The organism is Streptomyces sp. NPDC107654 (assembly GCF_055639035.1).
Genome location: NZ_JBVKBI010000017.1, coordinates 121,829 through 138,294 on the forward strand (window position 1 = coordinate 121,829; position 16,466 = coordinate 138,294).

Below are 16,466 nucleotides of genomic sequence, written 5' to 3' on the forward strand. Positions count from 1 at the left end.
CGCTCTATGGCCTCTCGACCAGCACCGCCGTCCCCTGCCCCACGCCGACGCACATGGTCGCGAGCCCGCGCTCCGCGCCCGTGCGCCGCATCCGGTGCAGCAGCGTGGTGAGGATGCGGGCGCCGGAGCAGCCGAGGGGGTGGCCGAGGGCGATGGCGCCGCCTGTGGGGTTGACCAGGTCGGGGTCGATGCCGAGCTGGTCGACGCAGGCGAGTGCCTGGGCGGCGAACGCCTCGTTGAACTCGGCCTCCTGGAGGTCGCCGGTCTCCCAGCCGGCCCGGGCCAGCACCTTGCGGGTGGCGGGGACCGGGCCGAGGCCCATCACGTCGGGGTGGACGCCGGCGGAGGCGCCCGCGACGTAGCGTCCGAGGGACTCCAGGCCCAGCTCGTTCAGCGCCTCCTCGCTGACCAGGAGGAGGCCGGCCGCGCCGTCGTTCATCGGCGAGGCGTTCCCGGCGGTCACGGTGCCCTCCGCGCGGAAGACGGGCTTCAGCCGGGACAGCTTCTCCAGCGAGGTGTCCTCGCGGACGCACTCGTCTTGCTCGACCACGATGCCGTCGGGGCGCTCGACGGGCAGCAGTTCGTCGTCGAAGTGGCCGTTCTTGCGCGCGGCGGCGGCGAGTTGGTGGCTGCGCAGGGCGAACTCGTCCTGGCGGGCACGGGAGATGCCGTGCCGGGCGGCGACCTCCTCGGCGGTCTCCCCCATGGAGAGCAGGCCGTGCAGTTCCCTCATGGCGGGGTTGACCAGCCGCCAGCCGAGCCGGGTGTCGTGGGTCTCGATGCGCTGCGGCAGTGCCTCGTCGGGGCGGGGCAGCACGAAGGGGGCGCGGCTCATCGACTCGGAGCCGCCGGCGACCAGGATGTCGGCCTCCCCGGCGGCAATGGTGCGGGCGGCGGCGGTGACCGCTTCGAGTCCGGAGGCGCACAGCCGGTTGACGGTGGCGCCGGGCACGGAGTCGGGCAGCCCGGCGAGCAGGGCGGCCATGCGGGCGACGTTGCGGTTGTCCTCGCCCGCCTGGTTCGCGGCGCCCCAGTAGACGTCGTCGATCCGGGCGGGGTCGAGCGCGGGCACGCCGGCCACCAGGTGGCGGATCACGGTCGCGGCCAGGTCGTCGGGGCGGACGGAGGAGAGGGCTCCGCGCAGCTTGCCGATGGGGGTGCGGCGGGCGGCCGCGAAATGGACGGGACGCACGGCTGGGACTCCTGACCTACGACGCTGTGGATCGGACTGGCCTGCGCAGCACTCTTAATTAGCACTGCTAGTTTTGGACTATAGACCCCCGACCGCCCCGCTGGGAAGATCCCCCAGGACCTTCACCGAGGCAGCTGGAGGAGAGATGCCACACGCCCGCGCACACGTCCTCGACGGTACGCACGGCCCCCTCGCCGTCCACGAGTGGCCACACCCGGCACCCCGTTTCCTGACCGTCGTGGTGCACGGGTACGGCGAGCACGCCGGCCGGTACGAGGAGCTGGCCGCCGTGCTCACCGGGCACGGCGCCGCCGTGTACGCACCCGATCACGCCGGCCACGGCCGCTCGGCCGGGGAGCGGGTGCTGATCGAGGACTTCGAGGACGTGGTCACGGACGTGCACGCCGTGGCGGAGCTGGCCCGGACCGCCCGCCCCGGCCTGCCGCTGGTCCTGGTCGGCCACTCGATGGGCGGGCTCGTCGCGGCCCGCTACGCCCAGCGGTACGGCGGCGGGCCGAGCGCGCTGGTCCTGTCCGGCCCGGTGATCGGCGCCTGGGAGCTGCCGGGGCGGCTGCTGGCCCTGGACGAGATCCCGGACATCCCCGTCAGCCCCTCCGCGCTCTCCCGGGACCCGGCCGTGCGCGCCGCGTACGCGGCCGACCCGCTGGTCTGGCACGGGCCGATGAAGCGGCCGACGGTGGAGGCGTTCGCCCGGACCCTGGAGACCGTCGACCGGGGCGGAGACGTCGGCCGGCTGCCGCTGCTCTGGCTGCACGGCGGCGACGACCGGCTGGTGCCGCCGGCCGGCAGCCGGACCGGGGTGGAGCGGCTGAGCGGCGGGGCGCTGACCGAGCGGATCTTCGCCGGGGCCCGGCACGAGGTGTTCCACGAGACGTGCAGGGCGGAGGTCTTCGCGGAGGTACGGGCCTTCCTGGACCGGGTGCTGCCCGGCTGATCAGCCGGTTTGCTCCCCCCGCCGCACGGGCACCCGCCCTTTCGGACATGACCGTGGAGACATGACGAAAGGGGATACGCGCACCATGACCGTGGTCAAGAGCACGCTGCCCGAGGAGGCGCTCGGTGTCACCGGGACCGCCCTGCAGGAGACCCTGACCGATCTGCTCGGGCTGTCGTTGATCGGCAAGCAGGCGCACTGGAACATCGTGGGCCCGCGGTTCCGGTCCATCCACCTCCAGCTGGACGAGCTGGTCGCCATGGCCCGGGCCCACTCGGACACCGTGGCCGAGCGGGCCGCCACGCTGGGCGTACCGCCGGACGGCCGGCCGGAGACCATCGCGGCGACCTTCGCGCTGCCCGGCACCAAGGACGGCTGGCTGCGCGACACCGAGGTGGTGGAGCTGATGGTCTCCTCGCTGGAGGCGGCCGTCGGACGGCTGCGCGAGCGCATCGAGGCGACCGAGAAGGCCGACCCGGTCACCCAGGACCTCCTGATCTCGGTCACGGCCGACCTGGAGAAGCAGCGCTGGATGTTCGAGGCCGAGAACCACCCGCGCGGCGACGCCGACTAGCACACCGGAGAGGGGAGACCCGTGGCCGACTCCCGGGAGACCGAGGCGCTGTGGGAGGACTTCCACCGCGTGGTGAACATGACCTCGGCGGAGCTCTCGGCCTGGCTGAAGGTCCGGGACGCCGACGAGGAGACGGAACCGCTGCCGGAGCAGGCGGGGACGCCCACCGGGAAACACGTCCTCGCCATCTTGCAGAAGCGCCGTACCGACCTCACCGACGACGACGTCCGGATCATGCACGAGATCGTGGACACCGTCGGGGACCTGGTCGACATGGACAACGAGCCCGAGCCGGAACGGACGCCGGAGGACACCCGCCGCCGGCACCGTCTGATGACGCTGGGCCACGACCCGCTCAAGCCCTGACCGGAGCCCACCGTGAACCGGGACGAACGGGTCGTGCACGAGCTGGTGTCCGCGTACGGGCGGACGTACGCCGAGGAGGCGGGCATCCGTCTGAAGGACACCCCGCAGCCGCTGTACCGGCTGCTGGTGCTGTCGCTGCTGCTGAGTGCCCGGATCCGGGCCTCGGTGGCGGTGGCCGCCGCCCGGGCGCTGCACGAGGACCACCTGGACAGCCCCCGCCGGATGGCCGAGGCCGACTGGCAGCAGCGGGTGGACGCGCTCGGCCGCGGCGGCTACCGCCGTTACGACGAACGTACGGCCACCCAGCTCGGCGACGGCGCCGAACTGTTGGCCGAGCGCTGGGGCGGCGACCTGCGCCGGTTGCACCGGGAGGCGGAGGGTGACGTCGGCACGCTCAGGGAACTGCTCCAGGAGGAACCGGGCATCGGACCGGCCGGCGCCGACATCTTCCTGCGCGAGGCACAGCGGGTGTGGCCGGATGTCGCCCCCTACCTGGACGCCAAGGCCCTGTCCGGCGCGGAGCGGCTCGGCCTGCCGAAGGACCCCGGCAAGCTGGCCGAGCTGGCCGGGGACACCCACCCGGCCGTGCTGGCCGCCGCGTTGGTGCGTGCGGCACTCGACAAGGAGGTGGCCGAAGACTGTCTGCGCCGCGCCGCGTGATCGTGTCAGACTGCTCCCGCACGTCCCGGACCGACCACCGGGACCCCAGGCGGTGAGGAGCGGCGCGTGACGGGGAACGGCCCGGAGACCCAGCAGATCATCGACACGAGCCGGCCGCACCCGGCCCGGGTGTACGACTGGTTCCTCGGCGGCAAGGACAACTACCCGGTCGACGAGGAACTGGGCCGCAGGATCGCGGCGATCGACGGAGGCGCCCCCAAGGCCGCCCGCGCCAACCGGGCGTTCATGCGCCGTGCCACGCGGGCGCTCGCCGCGGAATCGGGGATCCGCCAGTTCCTGGACATCGGCACCGGCATACCGACCGAGCCGAACCTGCACCAGATCGCCCAGTCCGTGGTCCCGGACGCCCGTGTCGTCTACGTCGACAACGACCCCATCGTGCTGGCCCACGCGAACGCGCTGCTGCGCGGCACACCGCAGGGCGTGACGGAGTACGTGCAGGCCGACGCCCGCGATCCGCACGCCATCCTGCGACAGGCCGCCGGCATCCTGGACTTCGACCGCCCGGTGGCCCTCTCCCTCATCGCCCTGCTCCACTTCATCGCCGACGAGGACGGCGCCCACGACCTGGTGGACACCCTGACCGGCGCGCTGGCACCGGGCAGCGCACTGGTCCTGTCCACGATGACCGCGGACTTCGAACCGGGGAACGTGCAGCGGGGGATCGCCGCCTACGCGGCGGGCGGGGTGACGCTGGTGGCGCGCTCGCACTCCGAAGTGGGCACCTTCTTCGAGGGACTTCGGCTGCTGGAGCCCGGGATCGTCTCGGTGGCCGAGTGGCGGCCCGAGGGCGAGCCCGACGGACCGATCTCGCTGTACGGCGGGGTCGCGATCAAACCCTGACCTCATGCCTCGCCCCCGGAGCCCTGCCCCCTGAACCCCGGCGCCCAGGCCCAGACCCTCAGCCCCTCTCCCCGTCGTAGGGGAGATCGAGCACCCGGGCCACGGTCCGCAGTACGCCGTCGTCGTTGTTGGACGGGGCCAGGTGGCGGGCCCTGCGGATCACCTCGGGGTGGGCGCCCGCCATCGCGAAGGACCACTCGGCGGCGTCCAGCATCTCCAGGTCGTTCAGGTAGTCGCCGAACACCATGGTCTGCGCGGGCGTGATGCCGAGCGCCCGCTGGAGCCCGCGCAGGGCGGTGCCCTTGTTGACGGTCCGGTTCATCACGTCCACCCAGTGCTCGCCGGAGACGACGACCTGGTGGGTGGCGGCGAACTCCGCGAGGGCCGGGGCGGTGGTGCGCTCGGCGGGGCCGAAGTCGAAGAGGGCCACCTTGATCACGTCGTCCTCGACGGCGGTGACGTCCTGCACGATCCGGTGCTCGGCGTAGTACCTGCGCACCTCCGCGAGGAACGCCTCGTCGGTCCGCTCCACGTACGCCGCCCGCTTGCCGCAGACCACGGCGCCGACGTCGGCGCCGCCCGCGACCAGCCGCCGTACGGTCCGGGCGACCCCGGCGGCGACGGCCCGGTCGAGCGGGTCCGAGCTGATCTCCGCGCCGTCGCGGACCACGTACGTGCCGTTCTCCGCGATGAACACCATGCCCTCGGCGACCTCCGCGAACTGCCGGTGCAGCGTCGCGTACTGGCGGCCGCTCGCCGGGCTGAACAGCACCCCGCGGCGGCGCAGTTCGGCGAGCATCGGCCACAGCCCGCCGGGAATCCGCTTGTCGTCGTCCAGCAGCGTGCCGTCCATGTCGGTGACGACCAGCCGGATGTCGGCGCGGCCGGCGGACAGGTGGGAGGGGTCGAGGAGGGACGTCGGCATGACGGGCGGGTCCTGCTTCCGGTCGGGGGCGGGGATACCGGCCCAGTGTTCCCCACCCGCTCCGCGCGCCCGGAACCGCCCAGCCTGCCCGTTTCCCGGGACAGCGCGATCACCCGAGGGCACAATGACGACGGAGCACCGCACGGGAGAAGGGCGGACAGGTGAGCGAGGGTCGTTCCCCGGCGGCCGGACCGGCCCGGCTGGACACCGGCGTGGCACACAACGCACGGGTCTGGAACCACTGGCTCGGCGGCAAGGACCACTACGAGGTGGACCGGCAGGTGGGCGAGCGGGTCGCCGGGATGTTCCCGGTGATCCGGGAGGTGGCCCGGGCGGACCGGGAGTTCCTGGGGCGGGCGGTGCGCCTGCTGGCCGCCGAGCGGGGGATCCGGCAGTTCCTGGACATCGGCACGGGCCTGCCGACCGCCGAGAACACGCACGAGATCGCGCAGAGGACCGCCCCCGAGTCCCGGATCGTGTACGTCGACAACGACCCGATCGTGCTCGCGCACGCCCGCGCCCTGCTCACCAGCTCCCCCGAGGGCGTCACGGACTACCTCGACGCCGATGTCCGCGACCCGGACGGCATCGTGCGGCGCGCCGCCGGGACCCTGGACCTGACCCGGCCGGTCGCGGTGCTGCTGCTCGGCGTCCTCAACTTCGTACCGGACACCGCCGAGGCCCGCGAGATCGTACGGCGGCTGATGGCGGCGGTGCCCCCCGGCAGCCCTCTCGTCCTCACCCATCCGACGTACGACCCCGACGTGGGCGGCGAGGGGAACGTGGCCGCCATGGAGTTCTGGAACGCCCACGCCACCCCGCCGATCACCGCGCGCGGCCGGGACGAGATCGCCGGCTTCCTGGACGGCCTGGAGCTGGTCGAGCCGGGCCTGGTGCCCTGCTCCCGGTGGCGCCCGGAGTCGGCGTCCGCCGCGCCGGTGCCGCAGTTCGGCGCGGTCGCCGTGAAACCGTGAGCCAGGCCGCACGCACCGCCGGGCCGGGCCGGGCACTCCGCGTCAGCCGGGCCGCCGAGTCCGCAGAGTCCGCCCAGGAGGACGTATGACGACGCTCGCCGACCCCGTGCCCGGCGGCCGGCCCGGGGATCTGCGCCGGGTCGCCGCCCTCACCGCCGACCTGTCGGCGCGGGGTGTCCACGGGATCGTGCTGGCGTACGTCGACACGGCGGGCGTCGGCCGGGTGAAGACGATCCCCACGGCCCGGCTGGAGGCGGCCGTGTCCTGGGGCGTCGGGATGTCCCCGGTGTTCGACACCTTCCTCGCCGACGACTCCGCCGTGCGCACCGACGTCCTCGGCTCCCCCGACGGCGACCTGAGGCTCTACCCGGACCTGGACCGGCTGGTGGTCCTGGCCGGACAGCCCGGCTGGGCCTGGGCGCCGGTGGACCGGATCACCCAGGAGGGCGCCCGGCACCCCGGCTGCGCCCGGACCTTCCTGCGCCGGATCGTCGCCGGTGCCGCCGGACGGCACCGCCTCGCCTTCAAGGCGGCGATCGAGATCGAGTGGGTCGTAGGGCTCGGCTCGGCGCCGGCCGGGGAGTTCGTGCCGGCGGTCTCCGGCCCGGCGTACGGCGCGGTCCGGCAGGTCGAGCTGAGCGACTACGGCGCCGATCTGCTCGCCGCGTGCGCCGCGCAGGGCGTGGAGGTCGACCAGCTGCATCCCGAGTACGCGCCCGGGCAGTTCGAGATCTCGGTGGGCGCGCAGGACCCGGTGGCCGCGGCGGACCGCAGTGTGCTGGTCCGCCAGACCATCCGGGCGGTGGCCCAGCGGCACGGCCTGCGGGTGTCGTTCTCCCCCGCGGTGTCCGCGGAGGGCGTCGGCAACGGCGGCCATCTGCACCTGTCCTGCTGGCGTGACGGAGTGAACCTGCACGCGGGCGGCGAGCGCCGGTACGGCATGACGGCCGAGGCGGAGTCCTTCGCGGCCGGGGTCCTCGCCCGCCTCCCGGCGCTGACGGCGGTCACCGCGCCCAGCCCGGCCAGCCACCTGCGGCTGCGGCCCTCCCAGTGGGCCGGGGTCTTCACCGCCTGGGGACGCGAGACGCGCGAGGCCGCGCTGCGGCTGGTCACGGGCACGGCCGGCCGCCACGACCAGGACGCCAACATGGAGGTCAAGCCCGTGGACCTGGCCGCCAACCCCTATCTGGCCCTCGGCTGCGTGATCGCGGCCGGGCTCGACGGCATCGCGGCGGCCCGGACCCTGCCCGACGAGATCACCGGCGACCCCGCCCGCTACGGGCCCGAGGAGGCGGTGGCCCGGGGCGTACGGCGGCTGCCGCGGTCGCTGCCCGAGGCCGTCGAGGAGTTCCGCGCGGACCAGGTGCTGCGGGAGGCGCTGGGCCCGGTCCTCGCCGACGCGGTGACCGCCGTACGGCTCGGCGAGGCGGCGGCCGTCGACGGACTCGGCCCCGACCGGGTGGCCGCGGCCTACCGCTGGGTGTACTGACGTGACCGCCCCGGGACCGGTCCACGAGGCGCTCGCCGCGCTGCCGCTGGTGGACCACCACTGCCACGGCGCGGTCACGGCCGACCTGAGCGCCGGGGAGTTCGCGTCCCTGCTCACCGAGGGCGCGGCCTGGCCGGACGTCTCCCCCTTCGACAGCCCCGTCGGCGTGGCCGTGCGCCGGCACTGCGCGCCCCTGCTGGACCTGCCCCGGCACGCGCCGCCCGCCGACTACGTGGCCCGGCGCTCGGCACTCGGCTGGCGGGAGGTCAACCGCCGTTTCCTGACGGCCGCCGGAGCCGGGGTGTTCTGCGTGGACACCGGCTACACCGCGCACCCGCTCACCACGCCCGCCGAACTGGCCGCCGCGGCCGGCGCCGCCGCCTGCGAGGTCGTACGGCTGGAGCGGATCGCCGAGTCGGTGGCGGCGCGGGGTGTCGCGGCGGGCGCGTACGCGGCCGCGTTCCGGGCCGCCGCCGAGGAGGCCGTACACCGGCCGGGCGTGGTGGCGGTGAAGTCGGTCGCGGCGTACCGCACGGGTTTCGCGCTGGACCCCGAGCGCCCGGGCGCGGCCGAGGTGACGGCGGCGGCCGGGCGCTGGCTGGCCCAAGGCGGACGCCTCGCCGACCCGGTGCTGGTACGGCACCTGCTGTGGACCGCCGTCGAGCTGGGACTGCCGCTGCAACTGCACACCGGCTTCGGTGACGCGGACCTGCGGCTGCACCGCGCCGACCCCGCCCTGCTCACCGACTGGCTGCGCCGGACCACCGGCACGGTCCCGGTGCTGCTGCTGCACTGCTGGCCGTACCACCGCCAGGCCGCCTACCTGGCCGCGGTGTTCGAGCACGTGCACCTGGACGTCGGTCTCGCCCTGCACCACACGGGCCCGGCGCGCTGTCGCGCGGTGCTGGAGGAGGCGCTGGAGATCACCCCGTTCCGCAAACTGCTGTACAGCTCCGACGCCTACGGTGTGGCCGAGTTCCACCACCTGGGCGCGCTGTGCTTCCGGCAGGGCCTCGCCGCTCTGCTGCAGGACCGCGTGGACGCCGACGAGTTGAGCCTGGCCGACGCCCTGCGGATCGCCGCCTGGACGGGCCGCGACAACGCCCGCCGACTGTACGGACCGCCCGTATCCGAACCGGCCCGCGATTCCTGCGGGCGCCCCACCCGGAAAGTATGATCAAGCAATGTCTGACATGACCGAAACCACGCCCGGCTGGCTGACCACGGACGAGCTGGAGATGGCCAGGGCCCGGATGCCGATCCTGTACGTCGAGGCCGTGCCCGTGCGCGTGGACGACAGCGGTGAAGTCACCAGCATCGGGCTGCTGCTGCGCATCGGCCCGGACGGCACGGTCAGCCGGACCCTGGTCTCCGGCCGGGTCCTGCACCACGAACGCGTCCGGGACGCGCTGCTGCGCCACCTGGAGAAGGACCTCGGACCGGTCGCCCTGCCGCGCGTCCCCGCCTCGCTGCAGCCGTTCACGGTCGCGGAGTACTTCCCGACGGCGGGCGTCACGCCGTACCACGACCCGCGCCAGCACGCGGTCTCCCTCGCCTACGTCGTGCCGGTGACCGGCGACTGCCGGCCCCGCCAGGACGCCCTGGACCTCGTCTGGTTCAGTCCGCAGGAGGCCGCGTCGCCGGCGGTGCAGAGCGAGATGCCGGGCGGGCACGGGGTGCTGCTGAAGCAGGCGCTCGCGCACGTGGGGCTGGCCCTCTGACCGCTTCGACGCCGCCTTGTCCGTGCGAAGCGTGCTTGTCCCGCGCCCTTCGCACGGAAGAGGAAGCGACTATTCCATGATCCCGGGGAAACCGGACTTCCACGGCGGCCGCCACGAGGTGAGAGCGCGGCCGCCCAGGAAAAGCACCAGATTTCCCGGGAAGGGTTTTCCATGTCTGTGAGCCGCACGTTAGCCGCATCCGTGATCTGCGTGACCGCCGCCGTGGGCGCCGCGGGATGTTCGGACGACGGATCGTCGGACGAGCCTTTCAAGGGGCAGAGCGCGGACCAGGTGGCCGCCAAGGCGGTGACCGCCACCCGGAACGCCGCGTCACTGCGCATGGCCGGCAAGGTCTCCGCGGACGGGCAGCCCCTGACGGTCGACTTCCACGTCGACACCCAGAAGAACTGCAAGGGCCGGATGGCCATGGAACAGGGCTCGGCCGACGTCATCCACGCGGGCCAGGCGACCTACGTCAAGGGTGACGAGGAGTTCTGGGCGAACGCAGCCAAGGGCTCGGCCGGCGGGCAGAAGGAGGCCCGGGCGCTGACCGGCCGCTGGGTGAAGGTACCGGTCGGCGACTCCCGCACGACGGGACTGTGCGACAAGCAGGGATTCCTGGCCGACATGGACAGCGACAAGTCCGAGCGCAAGGGAATGACGAAGGGCGACGTCACCACGGTGAACGGCCGCAAGGCGATCCCGCTGAAGAAGAGGAAGGGCGGCGAAACCATCACCATGTACGTCGCCACGGAGGGAAAGCCGTACATTCTCAAGCTCGACCAGTCCGGCGGTGAGAATCCCGGCACGGTCGTCTTCTCGGACTACGAGAAGCCGGTCAAGGCGACGCCTCCGCCGGCCGGACAGGTGGTCGACGGCACCAAGAAGAACAAGACGGCTTCCTGACCCGTCGGGAGGCTCCGCACGGCGCACGCCCGCGCGGCGGCGTGACGGACATCTCACCGAACGCGTGAGGGCCGGTTCCGGATGTCTCCGGAACCGGCCCTCACCGCCGACTCTCACAAGTCGGGACGACAGGATTTGAACCTGCGACCCCTTGACCCCCAGTCAAGTGCGCTACCAAGCTGCGCCACGTCCCGGTGCCGTTTGACCTGGGATTTCCCCGGCCGAACGCGCAGGGAAACAATACCGCACTCGGCCCGTTGATCGCGCGCCCCTTCCGCTGTTGACCTCAAGTTTGCTTGAGGTTGCACGATCGTCGGCATGACGCTCACAACGGACCAGAGCCGCACGTACGGCTACGACGACCTGCCCCGCCTGATGGGGCTGATGACCGGCGACGAGAAGCACGGACCGGCGGCCACCTCCACGCTCGACGTGCTGTGGGTGCTGTACGACCGGGTGCTCCGGGTGACTCCGGAGCGGCGGGACGACCCGGCCCGGGACCGGTTCCTGCTGAGCAAGGGGCACGGCCCCATGGCCTACTACGCCGTGCTCGCCGCGAAGGGGTTCGTGCCGGTGGACTGGCTGCCGGGGTTCGGGTCGTACGACTCCCCGCTCGGGCACCACCCGGACCGGGTGCTGGTGCCGGGGGCCGAGATCGGCAGCGGGTCGCTCGGGCACGGGCTGCCGATCGCCGTGGGCACCGCGCTCGGGCTGCGGGCCCAGGGCCGGCCGGATCCGGCGGTGTGGGTGCTGATCGGGGACGCCGAGCTGGACGAGGGCAGCAACCACGAGGCGATCGCCTTCGCCGGGCCCGCGGGACTGGACCGGCTGCACACGGTCGTGATCGACAACTCCTCCGCCAGCCATGCGCTGCCCGGCGGGATCGCCGCCCGGTTCGAGGCCGCGGGCTGGTCCGCGGTGACCGTCGACGGACGCGACCACGAGGCGCTGCACGCCGCGTTCACCGCGCCGCATCCGGGCCGGCCGCACGTGGTCGTGGCCCGCGTCGAGCCCAAGAACGCCTGACTTCCCGGAAAGGGTCTCATCGATGGACACCATGCGTGAGCGTTTCGCCCCCGTCGTCTCCCGGCTGCTGGACGAGGACCCGCGGGTCGCGGTCGTCCTCGCCGAGATCGGTGTCGACGGCTTCCGGGACGCCATGAGCCGGCATCCCGACCGGGTGATCAACGTCGGCATCCGCGAGCAGCTGCTGGTCGGGGCGGCGGCGGGGCTTGCGCTCACCGGGCTGCGGCCGGTCGTGCACACCTTCGCCAGCTTCCTCGTGGAGCGGCCGTTCGAGCAGCTCAAGCTGGACCTGGGGCACCAGGACGCCGGAGCGGTGCTGGTGAGCGCCGCCGCCTCCTTCGACTGGCCGGCCGGCGGGGTCACCCACATGGCTCCGGGGGACGTGGCCCTCCTCGACACGCTGGACGGCTGGACCGTGCACGTGCCCGGGCATCCCGACGAGGCCGACGCGCTGCTGCACCACGCGGTCGCCGCGGGTGACGAGAAGGTGTACGTGCGGCTGTCGGTGCAGTCGAACCGGCAGGGCCGGGTGATCGACGGGCAGCACTTCACCACGGTCCGCGAGGGCCGCTCGGGTGTGGTCGTCGCCGTCGGCCCGACGCTGGACGCGGTCCTCGCCGCCACGGAGGGCCTGGACGTGACCGTGCTGTACGCGACGACCGTACGCCCCTTCGACGCGGCCGGGCTGCGCCGGGCGACGGAGGCGGCGGGCACGGACGTCGTGCTGGTCGAGCCGTACCTGGCGGGAACCTCCACCGCCGCCGTGAACGAGGCGCTGGCCGACGCGCCGCACCGGACGCTCGGCCTCGGCGTCGCCCGCCGCGAGCTGCGCCGCTACGGCACGATCGAGGAGCACGTCGCCGCCCACGGCCTGGACCCGGCCTCCCTGCGGGAACGCATCGGCCACTTCCTGGGCGCCGGACAGCCGACCACGGGCCACCGGTGAGCCCCGCGGCCCGGTGAGCGGCGGGCGGTGGCGGCGCGCCGGCCCGGGTGCCCGCCGCCATCGCCCGCCCTGCACGAGCGGCACGGCGGCACCGCCGGCTCCGGGCAGGCGCCGGTCGCTTCCCCCGGCTTCGGGCAGGCGCCGGCCACCGGCCCGGTGAGCTCATGGGATCGGGCCACCCCGTGGGCCGCTCCCCCACCGGGTTCGTCAGGTCCCGGGCGGCAGCCCCACCTCCGGGTGGGCGTCGAGGAGTCCGGGCGGGGCGGCCTGGCGCCAGGAGTCGGCCAGGATGTCCCGCAGCTCCTCCTCGTCCTCCAGCGCGGCGAGTCTCGCTCTCACCCAGGCGAACTGCGCCTCGTGGTCGGCGATCCAGAACTTCTCCGGCTCGGCCAGCGCCAGTTCGTCGCGCTCCTCCTTGGGACAGCGCACGGCGATGGACGTCTCGTCCTCGGGCAGGGTCGCGAACATCTTCCCGGCGACCCGGAACGTGGGCATGCTCCAGGCGGTCTTCTCCGTGGTGTCCGGCAGGGACAGGGCGATTCGGCGTACGTCTTCTGCATCCGGCATGCCAGGCAAGGTAGCCCCTGCCACCGACAGTCACCCTCCGAGCCGCTTGTAGTACAGCGTCGTCGGCCGCAGCGCCCCCGTGGGAGCGGCCGCGTAGTCGGGGATGGTGCCGGCCGCGGTCCAGCCGGCCGAGCGGTACAGGTGCTCGGCGGGACTGCCGGTCTCGGTGTCGAGGTGGAGCAGGGTGCGGCCGACGGCCGCGGCGGCCTGTTCGGCGGTGGTGAGCAGGAGGCGGCCGAGGCCCTGCCCGCGCGCCGAGCGGTGCACCATCAGCTTGACCAGCTCCGCGCGGTGGCCGCTGTTCGGCTCGTCGGGGAAGACGAGGCCGACGGTGCCGGTGACCCGGCCCGCGGGATCCATGGCCGCCCAGACGGCGACGCCGCCCGCCGACGCGGCCGCCGCCCGCTCCCGCCACCAGGCGAGGGCCTCCGCGTGCCCGAGCGGTGCGAGGAAGCCGACGGAGGCTCCCGAGGCCACGGTGTCGACGAGCAGCTCCGCCAGGTCCCCGGCCCGCTCGCGCACGTGGGTGCCGGTCCAGCGCTCCACCCTCATGGCCGTACCACCGCCTGGACGTAGCGGGCCTCGTGCGGGCCGGGGCAGCGAAAGCCGCTCGCGCCGGTGACGCGCATCCGCAGGCAGGCGCCCGCGTCGAGCCGGTGGACCTGTTCGCCGACGGTCACCTCCGAGGCTCCGGCCGGCAGCCACGGGTGCTGTTCGAGACCGGGCACGGGAGGGCGGTCGTAGCCGATGTCCGCGCCCGGGGTGAGCCGGCCCTGGACCAGGTCGCCGCGCAGTCCGGTGTGCGGCGGGGACACCGGGCGGCGGACGAGGCCGGAGGCGCGGTCCTCCCACACCCGCTGCTCGGCGGCCCGGACCAGCGGGACCGGTGCCGCCTCCACCTCGCTCAGCAGGTGGGACATGGTGCGGCCGTACACACGGCGGAGCCGGTTCGACGGGGCGGCGGTGGGTCTGGACTCCGCGCGTTCGGCGCGGGACAGGGTGGACCGGCTGCCCCCGCCGCGCTCCGCCGGCTCGCCCGGGGACCAGCGGTGCCGGGCGCCGATGAGGAGAGCGACGGCATCCTCGTTTCTCATGTCCGGGACGCTATCCCTGAGAGGAGACGGCGCGGTTACGGACGTCTCACGCCCGCGCCGCCTCACCGAGCGCGGCCTCGCCGAGCGCCTGGAGCACCGGGCGGATCAGCGGGTGCCCCTCGGCACCGCGCCGGACGGCGGCGAAGACCCGGCGGGTCGGCGCGACACCGTCCACGGGGCGTACGACCACACCGGTGAGGTCCACACCGCGCAGCGCGGAGCGCGGGACGAGCGCCACCCCGACGTCGGCCGAGGCGAGGGCGACGACGGCGCGGAAGTCGTCGGAGGAGTGTTCGAGGCGGGGCTGGAAGCCGGCGCTCTCGCAGGCGAGCACCACCACGTCGTGGCAGGGGTTGCCGGGGTACGGGCCGATCCAGGGGTCCTTGGCCAGTTCGCCGAGGGGCACCTCGGGAGCGTCGGCCAGGCGGTGGCCGAGGGGTACGACGGCGTCGAACGGCTCGGCGTAGAGCGGTACGTGGGTCAGCCGGGGGTCGTCGGCCGGCGGCGCGCCCCGGTACTCGACGGCGACCGCGACGTCGACCTGCCGGTCCAGCACCATGGGCAGGCTCGCGTCGCCCTCCGCGTCCTGGACCCGGATCCTTATCCCGGGGGCGGAGCGGGCGAGGCCGGCCACGGCGGGGGCCACGACCTGGGCGATGCCCGTCGCGAAGGCCGCCACGGTGACCGTGCCCGCCTCGCCCGAGCCGTAGGCGGCCAGTTCGGCCTCGGCGCGCTCCAGTTGGGCGAGGACCGCGTTGGTGTGGCTGAGCAGGATCTCGCCGGCCGGGGTGAGCCGTACGCCCTTGGCACCGCGCTCGACCAGACGGTGGCCGGTCTCCTGCTCCAGCGCCGTCAGCTGCTGGGAGACGGCGGAGGGCGTGAGGTAGAGCGCGGCGGCTGCCGCCGTGACCGTGCGGTGGTCGGCCACCGCACGGAGGATGTGGAGCCGCCGTGCCTCGATCATGTCCCCATTATCCCAGGGCGTCCGCCCTGGTCAGGCCGCCAGCTCGGCACGCGCCGCGATGAACGCGTCGACCGCGCGGTTGACGTCGTCCGTCGAGTGCGCGGCGGACAGCTGCACGCGGATGCGGGCCTGGCCCTGCGGGACGACCGGGTAGGAGAATCCGATCACGTAGACCCCGCGCTCCAGCAGCAGCTCGGCCATGCGGGCCGCCTGCGCCGCGTCGCCGATCATGACGGGGGCGATGGCGTGGTCGCCGGGGAGGACGTCGAAGCCCGCCTCGGTCATCCGGCTGCGGAACAGCTTGGTGTTCTCGGCGAGCCGCACCCGCAGGTCGTCGGCGGACTCCAGCAGGTCGAGGACCTTCAGGGAGGCGGCGGCGATCACCGGGGCGAGGGTGTTGGAGAACAGGTACGGGCGGGAACGCTGGCGCAGCAGGGCGACGATCTCGGCGCGGGCGGCGACGTAGCCGCCGGAGGCGCCGCCGAGGGCCTTGCCGAGGGTGCCGGTGATGATGTCGACGCGGTCCATCACGCCGTGCAGCTCGGGGGTGCCGCGGCCGGTCGGGCCGACGAAGCCGACGGCGTGCGAGTCGTCGACCATGACCATCGCGTCGTAGCGGTCGGCGAGGTCGCAGATCTCGGCGAGCGGCGCCACGTAGCCGTCCATGGAGAAGACGCCGTCGGTGACGATCAGGCGGCGCCGCGCGTCGGACGCCTCCTTCAGCTTCGCCTCCAGGTCCGCGAGGTCGCGGTTGGCGTAGCGGAAGCGGCGGGCCTTGGACAGCCGGATGCCGTCGATGATGGAGGCGTGGTTGAGGGCGTCGGAGATCACCGCGTCCTCCTCGCCGAGCAGGGTCTCGAAGACACCGCCGTTGGCGTCGAAGCAGGAGGAGTACAGGATCGTGTCCTCCTGGCCGAGGAACGCCGACAGCCGGGTCTCCAGCTCCTTGTGGACCTCCTGGGTGCCGCAGATGAAGCGCACGGAGGCCATGCCGTAGCCCCAGCGGTCCAGGGCCTGGTGGGCGGCGGCGATCACCTCGGGGTGGTCGGCGAGACCGAGGTAGTTGTTGGCGCAGAAGTTGAGGACCTCGCCGGGGCGGCCGCCGGCGGTGACGTTCACGGTCGCGGACTGCGGCGTGCCGATGACCCGCTCGGGCTTGTGCAGGCCGGCGGCGCGGATCTCGTCCAGGGTGGCGCGCAGGTCGTCACGGACGGTGTCGAACATCGAAGAAGCTCCTAGAGTG

At 73.7% G+C, this 16,466-nt stretch carries 19 protein-coding genes and 1 tRNA gene; 12 read left to right on the plus strand and 8 right to left on the minus strand.

The genetic code is table 11. The features are described 5' to 3' along the window. Positions 1–4: 4 nt before the first annotated feature. Positions 5–1,192 (minus strand): thiolase family protein, encoded by a 1,188-nt coding sequence (locus ACZ7N4_RS27035; RefSeq protein WP_471362475.1) that lies wholly within the window; start codon positions 1,190–1,192, stop codon positions 5–7. 145 nt (positions 1,193–1,337) lie between these two features. Between ACZ7N4_RS27035 and ACZ7N4_RS27040 the strand changes: the two genes are divergently transcribed. The 5 genes from ACZ7N4_RS27040 (at position 1,338) to ACZ7N4_RS27060 (ending at position 4,611) form a co-directional block, all read left to right on the plus strand. Then, positions 1,338–2,147, plus strand: coding sequence for an alpha/beta hydrolase (locus ACZ7N4_RS27040; RefSeq protein ID WP_471362478.1), 810 nt, complete (start codon positions 1,338–1,340; stop codon positions 2,145–2,147). Between the two features lie 85 nt (positions 2,148–2,232). Then, the gene (locus ACZ7N4_RS27045) at positions 2,233–2,721 is read left to right on the plus strand and encodes a Dps family protein (RefSeq protein WP_471362586.1); all 489 of its coding nucleotides are present in this window, start codon (positions 2,233–2,235) and stop codon (positions 2,719–2,721) included. 21 nt (positions 2,722–2,742) lie between these two features. After that, positions 2,743–3,087, plus strand: coding sequence for a DUF3140 domain-containing protein (locus ACZ7N4_RS27050; protein WP_471362480.1), 345 nt, complete (start codon positions 2,743–2,745; stop codon positions 3,085–3,087). A gap of 12 nt (positions 3,088–3,099) precedes the next feature. Beyond that, a complete protein-coding gene (locus tag ACZ7N4_RS27055) occupies positions 3,100–3,747 on the plus strand; it encodes an HhH-GDP family DNA glycosylase (RefSeq protein ID WP_471362483.1) in 648 nt (215 codons plus the stop codon). A gap of 66 nt (positions 3,748–3,813) precedes the next feature. Beyond that, entirely contained in the window at positions 3,814–4,611 is a 798-nt protein-coding gene (locus ACZ7N4_RS27060; protein WP_471362486.1) for an SAM-dependent methyltransferase, read from the plus strand. A 58-nt stretch (positions 4,612–4,669) separates the two neighbouring features. On the opposite strand, the gene ACZ7N4_RS27065 is transcribed toward ACZ7N4_RS27060, so the two are convergent. Next, the gene (locus tag ACZ7N4_RS27065; protein ID WP_471362488.1) at positions 4,670–5,536 is read right to left on the minus strand and encodes a Cof-type HAD-IIB family hydrolase; all 867 of its coding nucleotides are present in this window, start codon (positions 5,534–5,536) and stop codon (positions 4,670–4,672) included. A gap of 161 nt (positions 5,537–5,697) precedes the next feature. Between ACZ7N4_RS27065 and ACZ7N4_RS27070 the strand changes: the two genes are divergently transcribed. From ACZ7N4_RS27070 to ACZ7N4_RS27090, 5 genes are all read left to right on the plus strand, one after another. Continuing rightward, positions 5,698–6,510 (plus strand): SAM-dependent methyltransferase, encoded by an 813-nt coding sequence (locus tag ACZ7N4_RS27070; protein ID WP_471362491.1) that lies wholly within the window; start codon positions 5,698–5,700, stop codon positions 6,508–6,510. Between the two features lie 85 nt (positions 6,511–6,595). Then, entirely contained in the window at positions 6,596–7,999 is a 1,404-nt protein-coding gene (locus ACZ7N4_RS27075; protein ID WP_471362494.1) for a type I glutamate--ammonia ligase, read from the plus strand. A 1-nt stretch (position 8,000) separates the two neighbouring features. Continuing rightward, on the plus strand, positions 8,001–9,176 hold the full coding sequence (locus tag ACZ7N4_RS27080) for an amidohydrolase family protein (protein WP_471362497.1): 1,176 nt from the start codon (positions 8,001–8,003) through the stop codon (positions 9,174–9,176). Positions 9,177–9,192: 16 nt separating this feature from the next. After that, a complete protein-coding gene (locus tag ACZ7N4_RS27085; protein ID WP_471362589.1) occupies positions 9,193–9,720 on the plus strand; it encodes an NUDIX hydrolase family protein in 528 nt (175 codons plus the stop codon). A 177-nt stretch (positions 9,721–9,897) separates the two neighbouring features. Beyond that, a complete protein-coding gene (locus tag ACZ7N4_RS27090; RefSeq protein WP_471362500.1) occupies positions 9,898–10,626 on the plus strand; it encodes a hypothetical protein in 729 nt (242 codons plus the stop codon). A gap of 120 nt (positions 10,627–10,746) precedes the next feature. Here the strand turns inward: ACZ7N4_RS27090 and ACZ7N4_RS27095 are convergent. Beyond that, positions 10,747–10,820: transfer RNA gene (locus ACZ7N4_RS27095), tRNA-Pro, on the minus strand. A 124-nt stretch (positions 10,821–10,944) separates the two neighbouring features. Here ACZ7N4_RS27095 and ACZ7N4_RS27100 point away from each other — a divergent pair. After that, the gene (locus tag ACZ7N4_RS27100) at positions 10,945–11,652 is read left to right on the plus strand and encodes a transketolase (protein ID WP_471362502.1); all 708 of its coding nucleotides are present in this window, start codon (positions 10,945–10,947) and stop codon (positions 11,650–11,652) included. Positions 11,653–11,674: 22 nt separating this feature from the next. Beyond that, positions 11,675–12,598, plus strand: coding sequence for a transketolase family protein (locus tag ACZ7N4_RS27105; protein ID WP_471362505.1), 924 nt, complete (start codon positions 11,675–11,677; stop codon positions 12,596–12,598). Positions 12,599–12,805: 207 nt separating this feature from the next. Here ACZ7N4_RS27105 and ACZ7N4_RS27110 read toward each other — a convergent pair whose 3' ends face one another. Genes ACZ7N4_RS27110 through ACZ7N4_RS27130 form a run of 5 tightly spaced genes read right to left on the minus strand, consistent with a single transcriptional unit; the run spans position 12,806 to position 16,447 of the window. Then, on the minus strand, positions 12,806–13,165 hold the full coding sequence (locus ACZ7N4_RS27110; protein WP_471362507.1) for an MmcQ/YjbR family DNA-binding protein: 360 nt from the start codon (positions 13,163–13,165) through the stop codon (positions 12,806–12,808). Positions 13,166–13,195: 30 nt separating this feature from the next. Further along, positions 13,196–13,717, minus strand: coding sequence for a GNAT family N-acetyltransferase (locus tag ACZ7N4_RS27115; protein WP_471362510.1), 522 nt, complete (start codon positions 13,715–13,717; stop codon positions 13,196–13,198). Continuing rightward, on the minus strand, positions 13,714–14,259 hold the full coding sequence (locus ACZ7N4_RS27120) for a transcriptional regulator (protein WP_471362513.1): 546 nt from the start codon (positions 14,257–14,259) through the stop codon (positions 13,714–13,716). The genes ACZ7N4_RS27115 and ACZ7N4_RS27120 overlap by 4 nt, the downstream gene beginning before the upstream one ends. A 46-nt stretch (positions 14,260–14,305) precedes the next feature. Further along, positions 14,306–15,223: a LysR family transcriptional regulator gene (locus tag ACZ7N4_RS27125; RefSeq protein ID WP_471362515.1), complete on the minus strand. Its 918-nt coding sequence runs from the start codon at positions 15,221–15,223 to the stop codon at positions 14,306–14,308. 30 nt (positions 15,224–15,253) lie between these two features. Further along, positions 15,254–16,447, minus strand: coding sequence for a glycine C-acetyltransferase (locus ACZ7N4_RS27130; protein WP_471362518.1), 1,194 nt, complete (start codon positions 16,445–16,447; stop codon positions 15,254–15,256). Positions 16,448–16,466 lie beyond the last annotated feature (19 nt).

Bases quoted from the DNA above. Each gene is read 5' to 3' on its own strand.
- ACZ7N4_RS27040 (WP_471362478.1), top strand. From the start codon at position 1,338: ATGCCACACGCCCGCGCACACGTCCTCGACGGTACGCACGGCCCCCTC.
- ACZ7N4_RS27045 (WP_471362586.1), top strand. From the start codon at position 2,233: ATGACCGTGGTCAAGAGCACGCTGCCCGAGGAGGCGCTCGGTGTCACC.
- ACZ7N4_RS27065 (WP_471362488.1), bottom strand. From the start codon at position 5,536: ATGCCGACGTCCCTCCTCGACCCCTCCCACCTGTCCGCCGGCCGCGCC.
- ACZ7N4_RS27075 (WP_471362494.1), top strand. From the start codon at position 6,596: ATGACGACGCTCGCCGACCCCGTGCCCGGCGGCCGGCCCGGGGATCTG.
- ACZ7N4_RS27085 (WP_471362589.1), top strand. From the start codon at position 9,193: ATGACCGAAACCACGCCCGGCTGGCTGACCACGGACGAGCTGGAGATG.
- ACZ7N4_RS27100 (WP_471362502.1), top strand. From the start codon at position 10,945: ATGACGCTCACAACGGACCAGAGCCGCACGTACGGCTACGACGACCTG.
- ACZ7N4_RS27105 (WP_471362505.1), top strand. From the start codon at position 11,675: ATGGACACCATGCGTGAGCGTTTCGCCCCCGTCGTCTCCCGGCTGCTG.
- ACZ7N4_RS27110 (WP_471362507.1), bottom strand. From the start codon at position 13,165: ATGCCGGATGCAGAAGACGTACGCCGAATCGCCCTGTCCCTGCCGGAC.
- ACZ7N4_RS27115 (WP_471362510.1), bottom strand. From the start codon at position 13,717: ATGAGGGTGGAGCGCTGGACCGGCACCCACGTGCGCGAGCGGGCCGGG.
- ACZ7N4_RS27120 (WP_471362513.1), bottom strand. From the start codon at position 14,259: ATGAGAAACGAGGATGCCGTCGCTCTCCTCATCGGCGCCCGGCACCGC.
- ACZ7N4_RS27125 (WP_471362515.1), bottom strand. From the start codon at position 15,223: ATGATCGAGGCACGGCGGCTCCACATCCTCCGTGCGGTGGCCGACCAC.
- ACZ7N4_RS27130 (WP_471362518.1), bottom strand. From the start codon at position 16,447: ATGTTCGACACCGTCCGTGACGACCTGCGCGCCACCCTGGACGAGATC.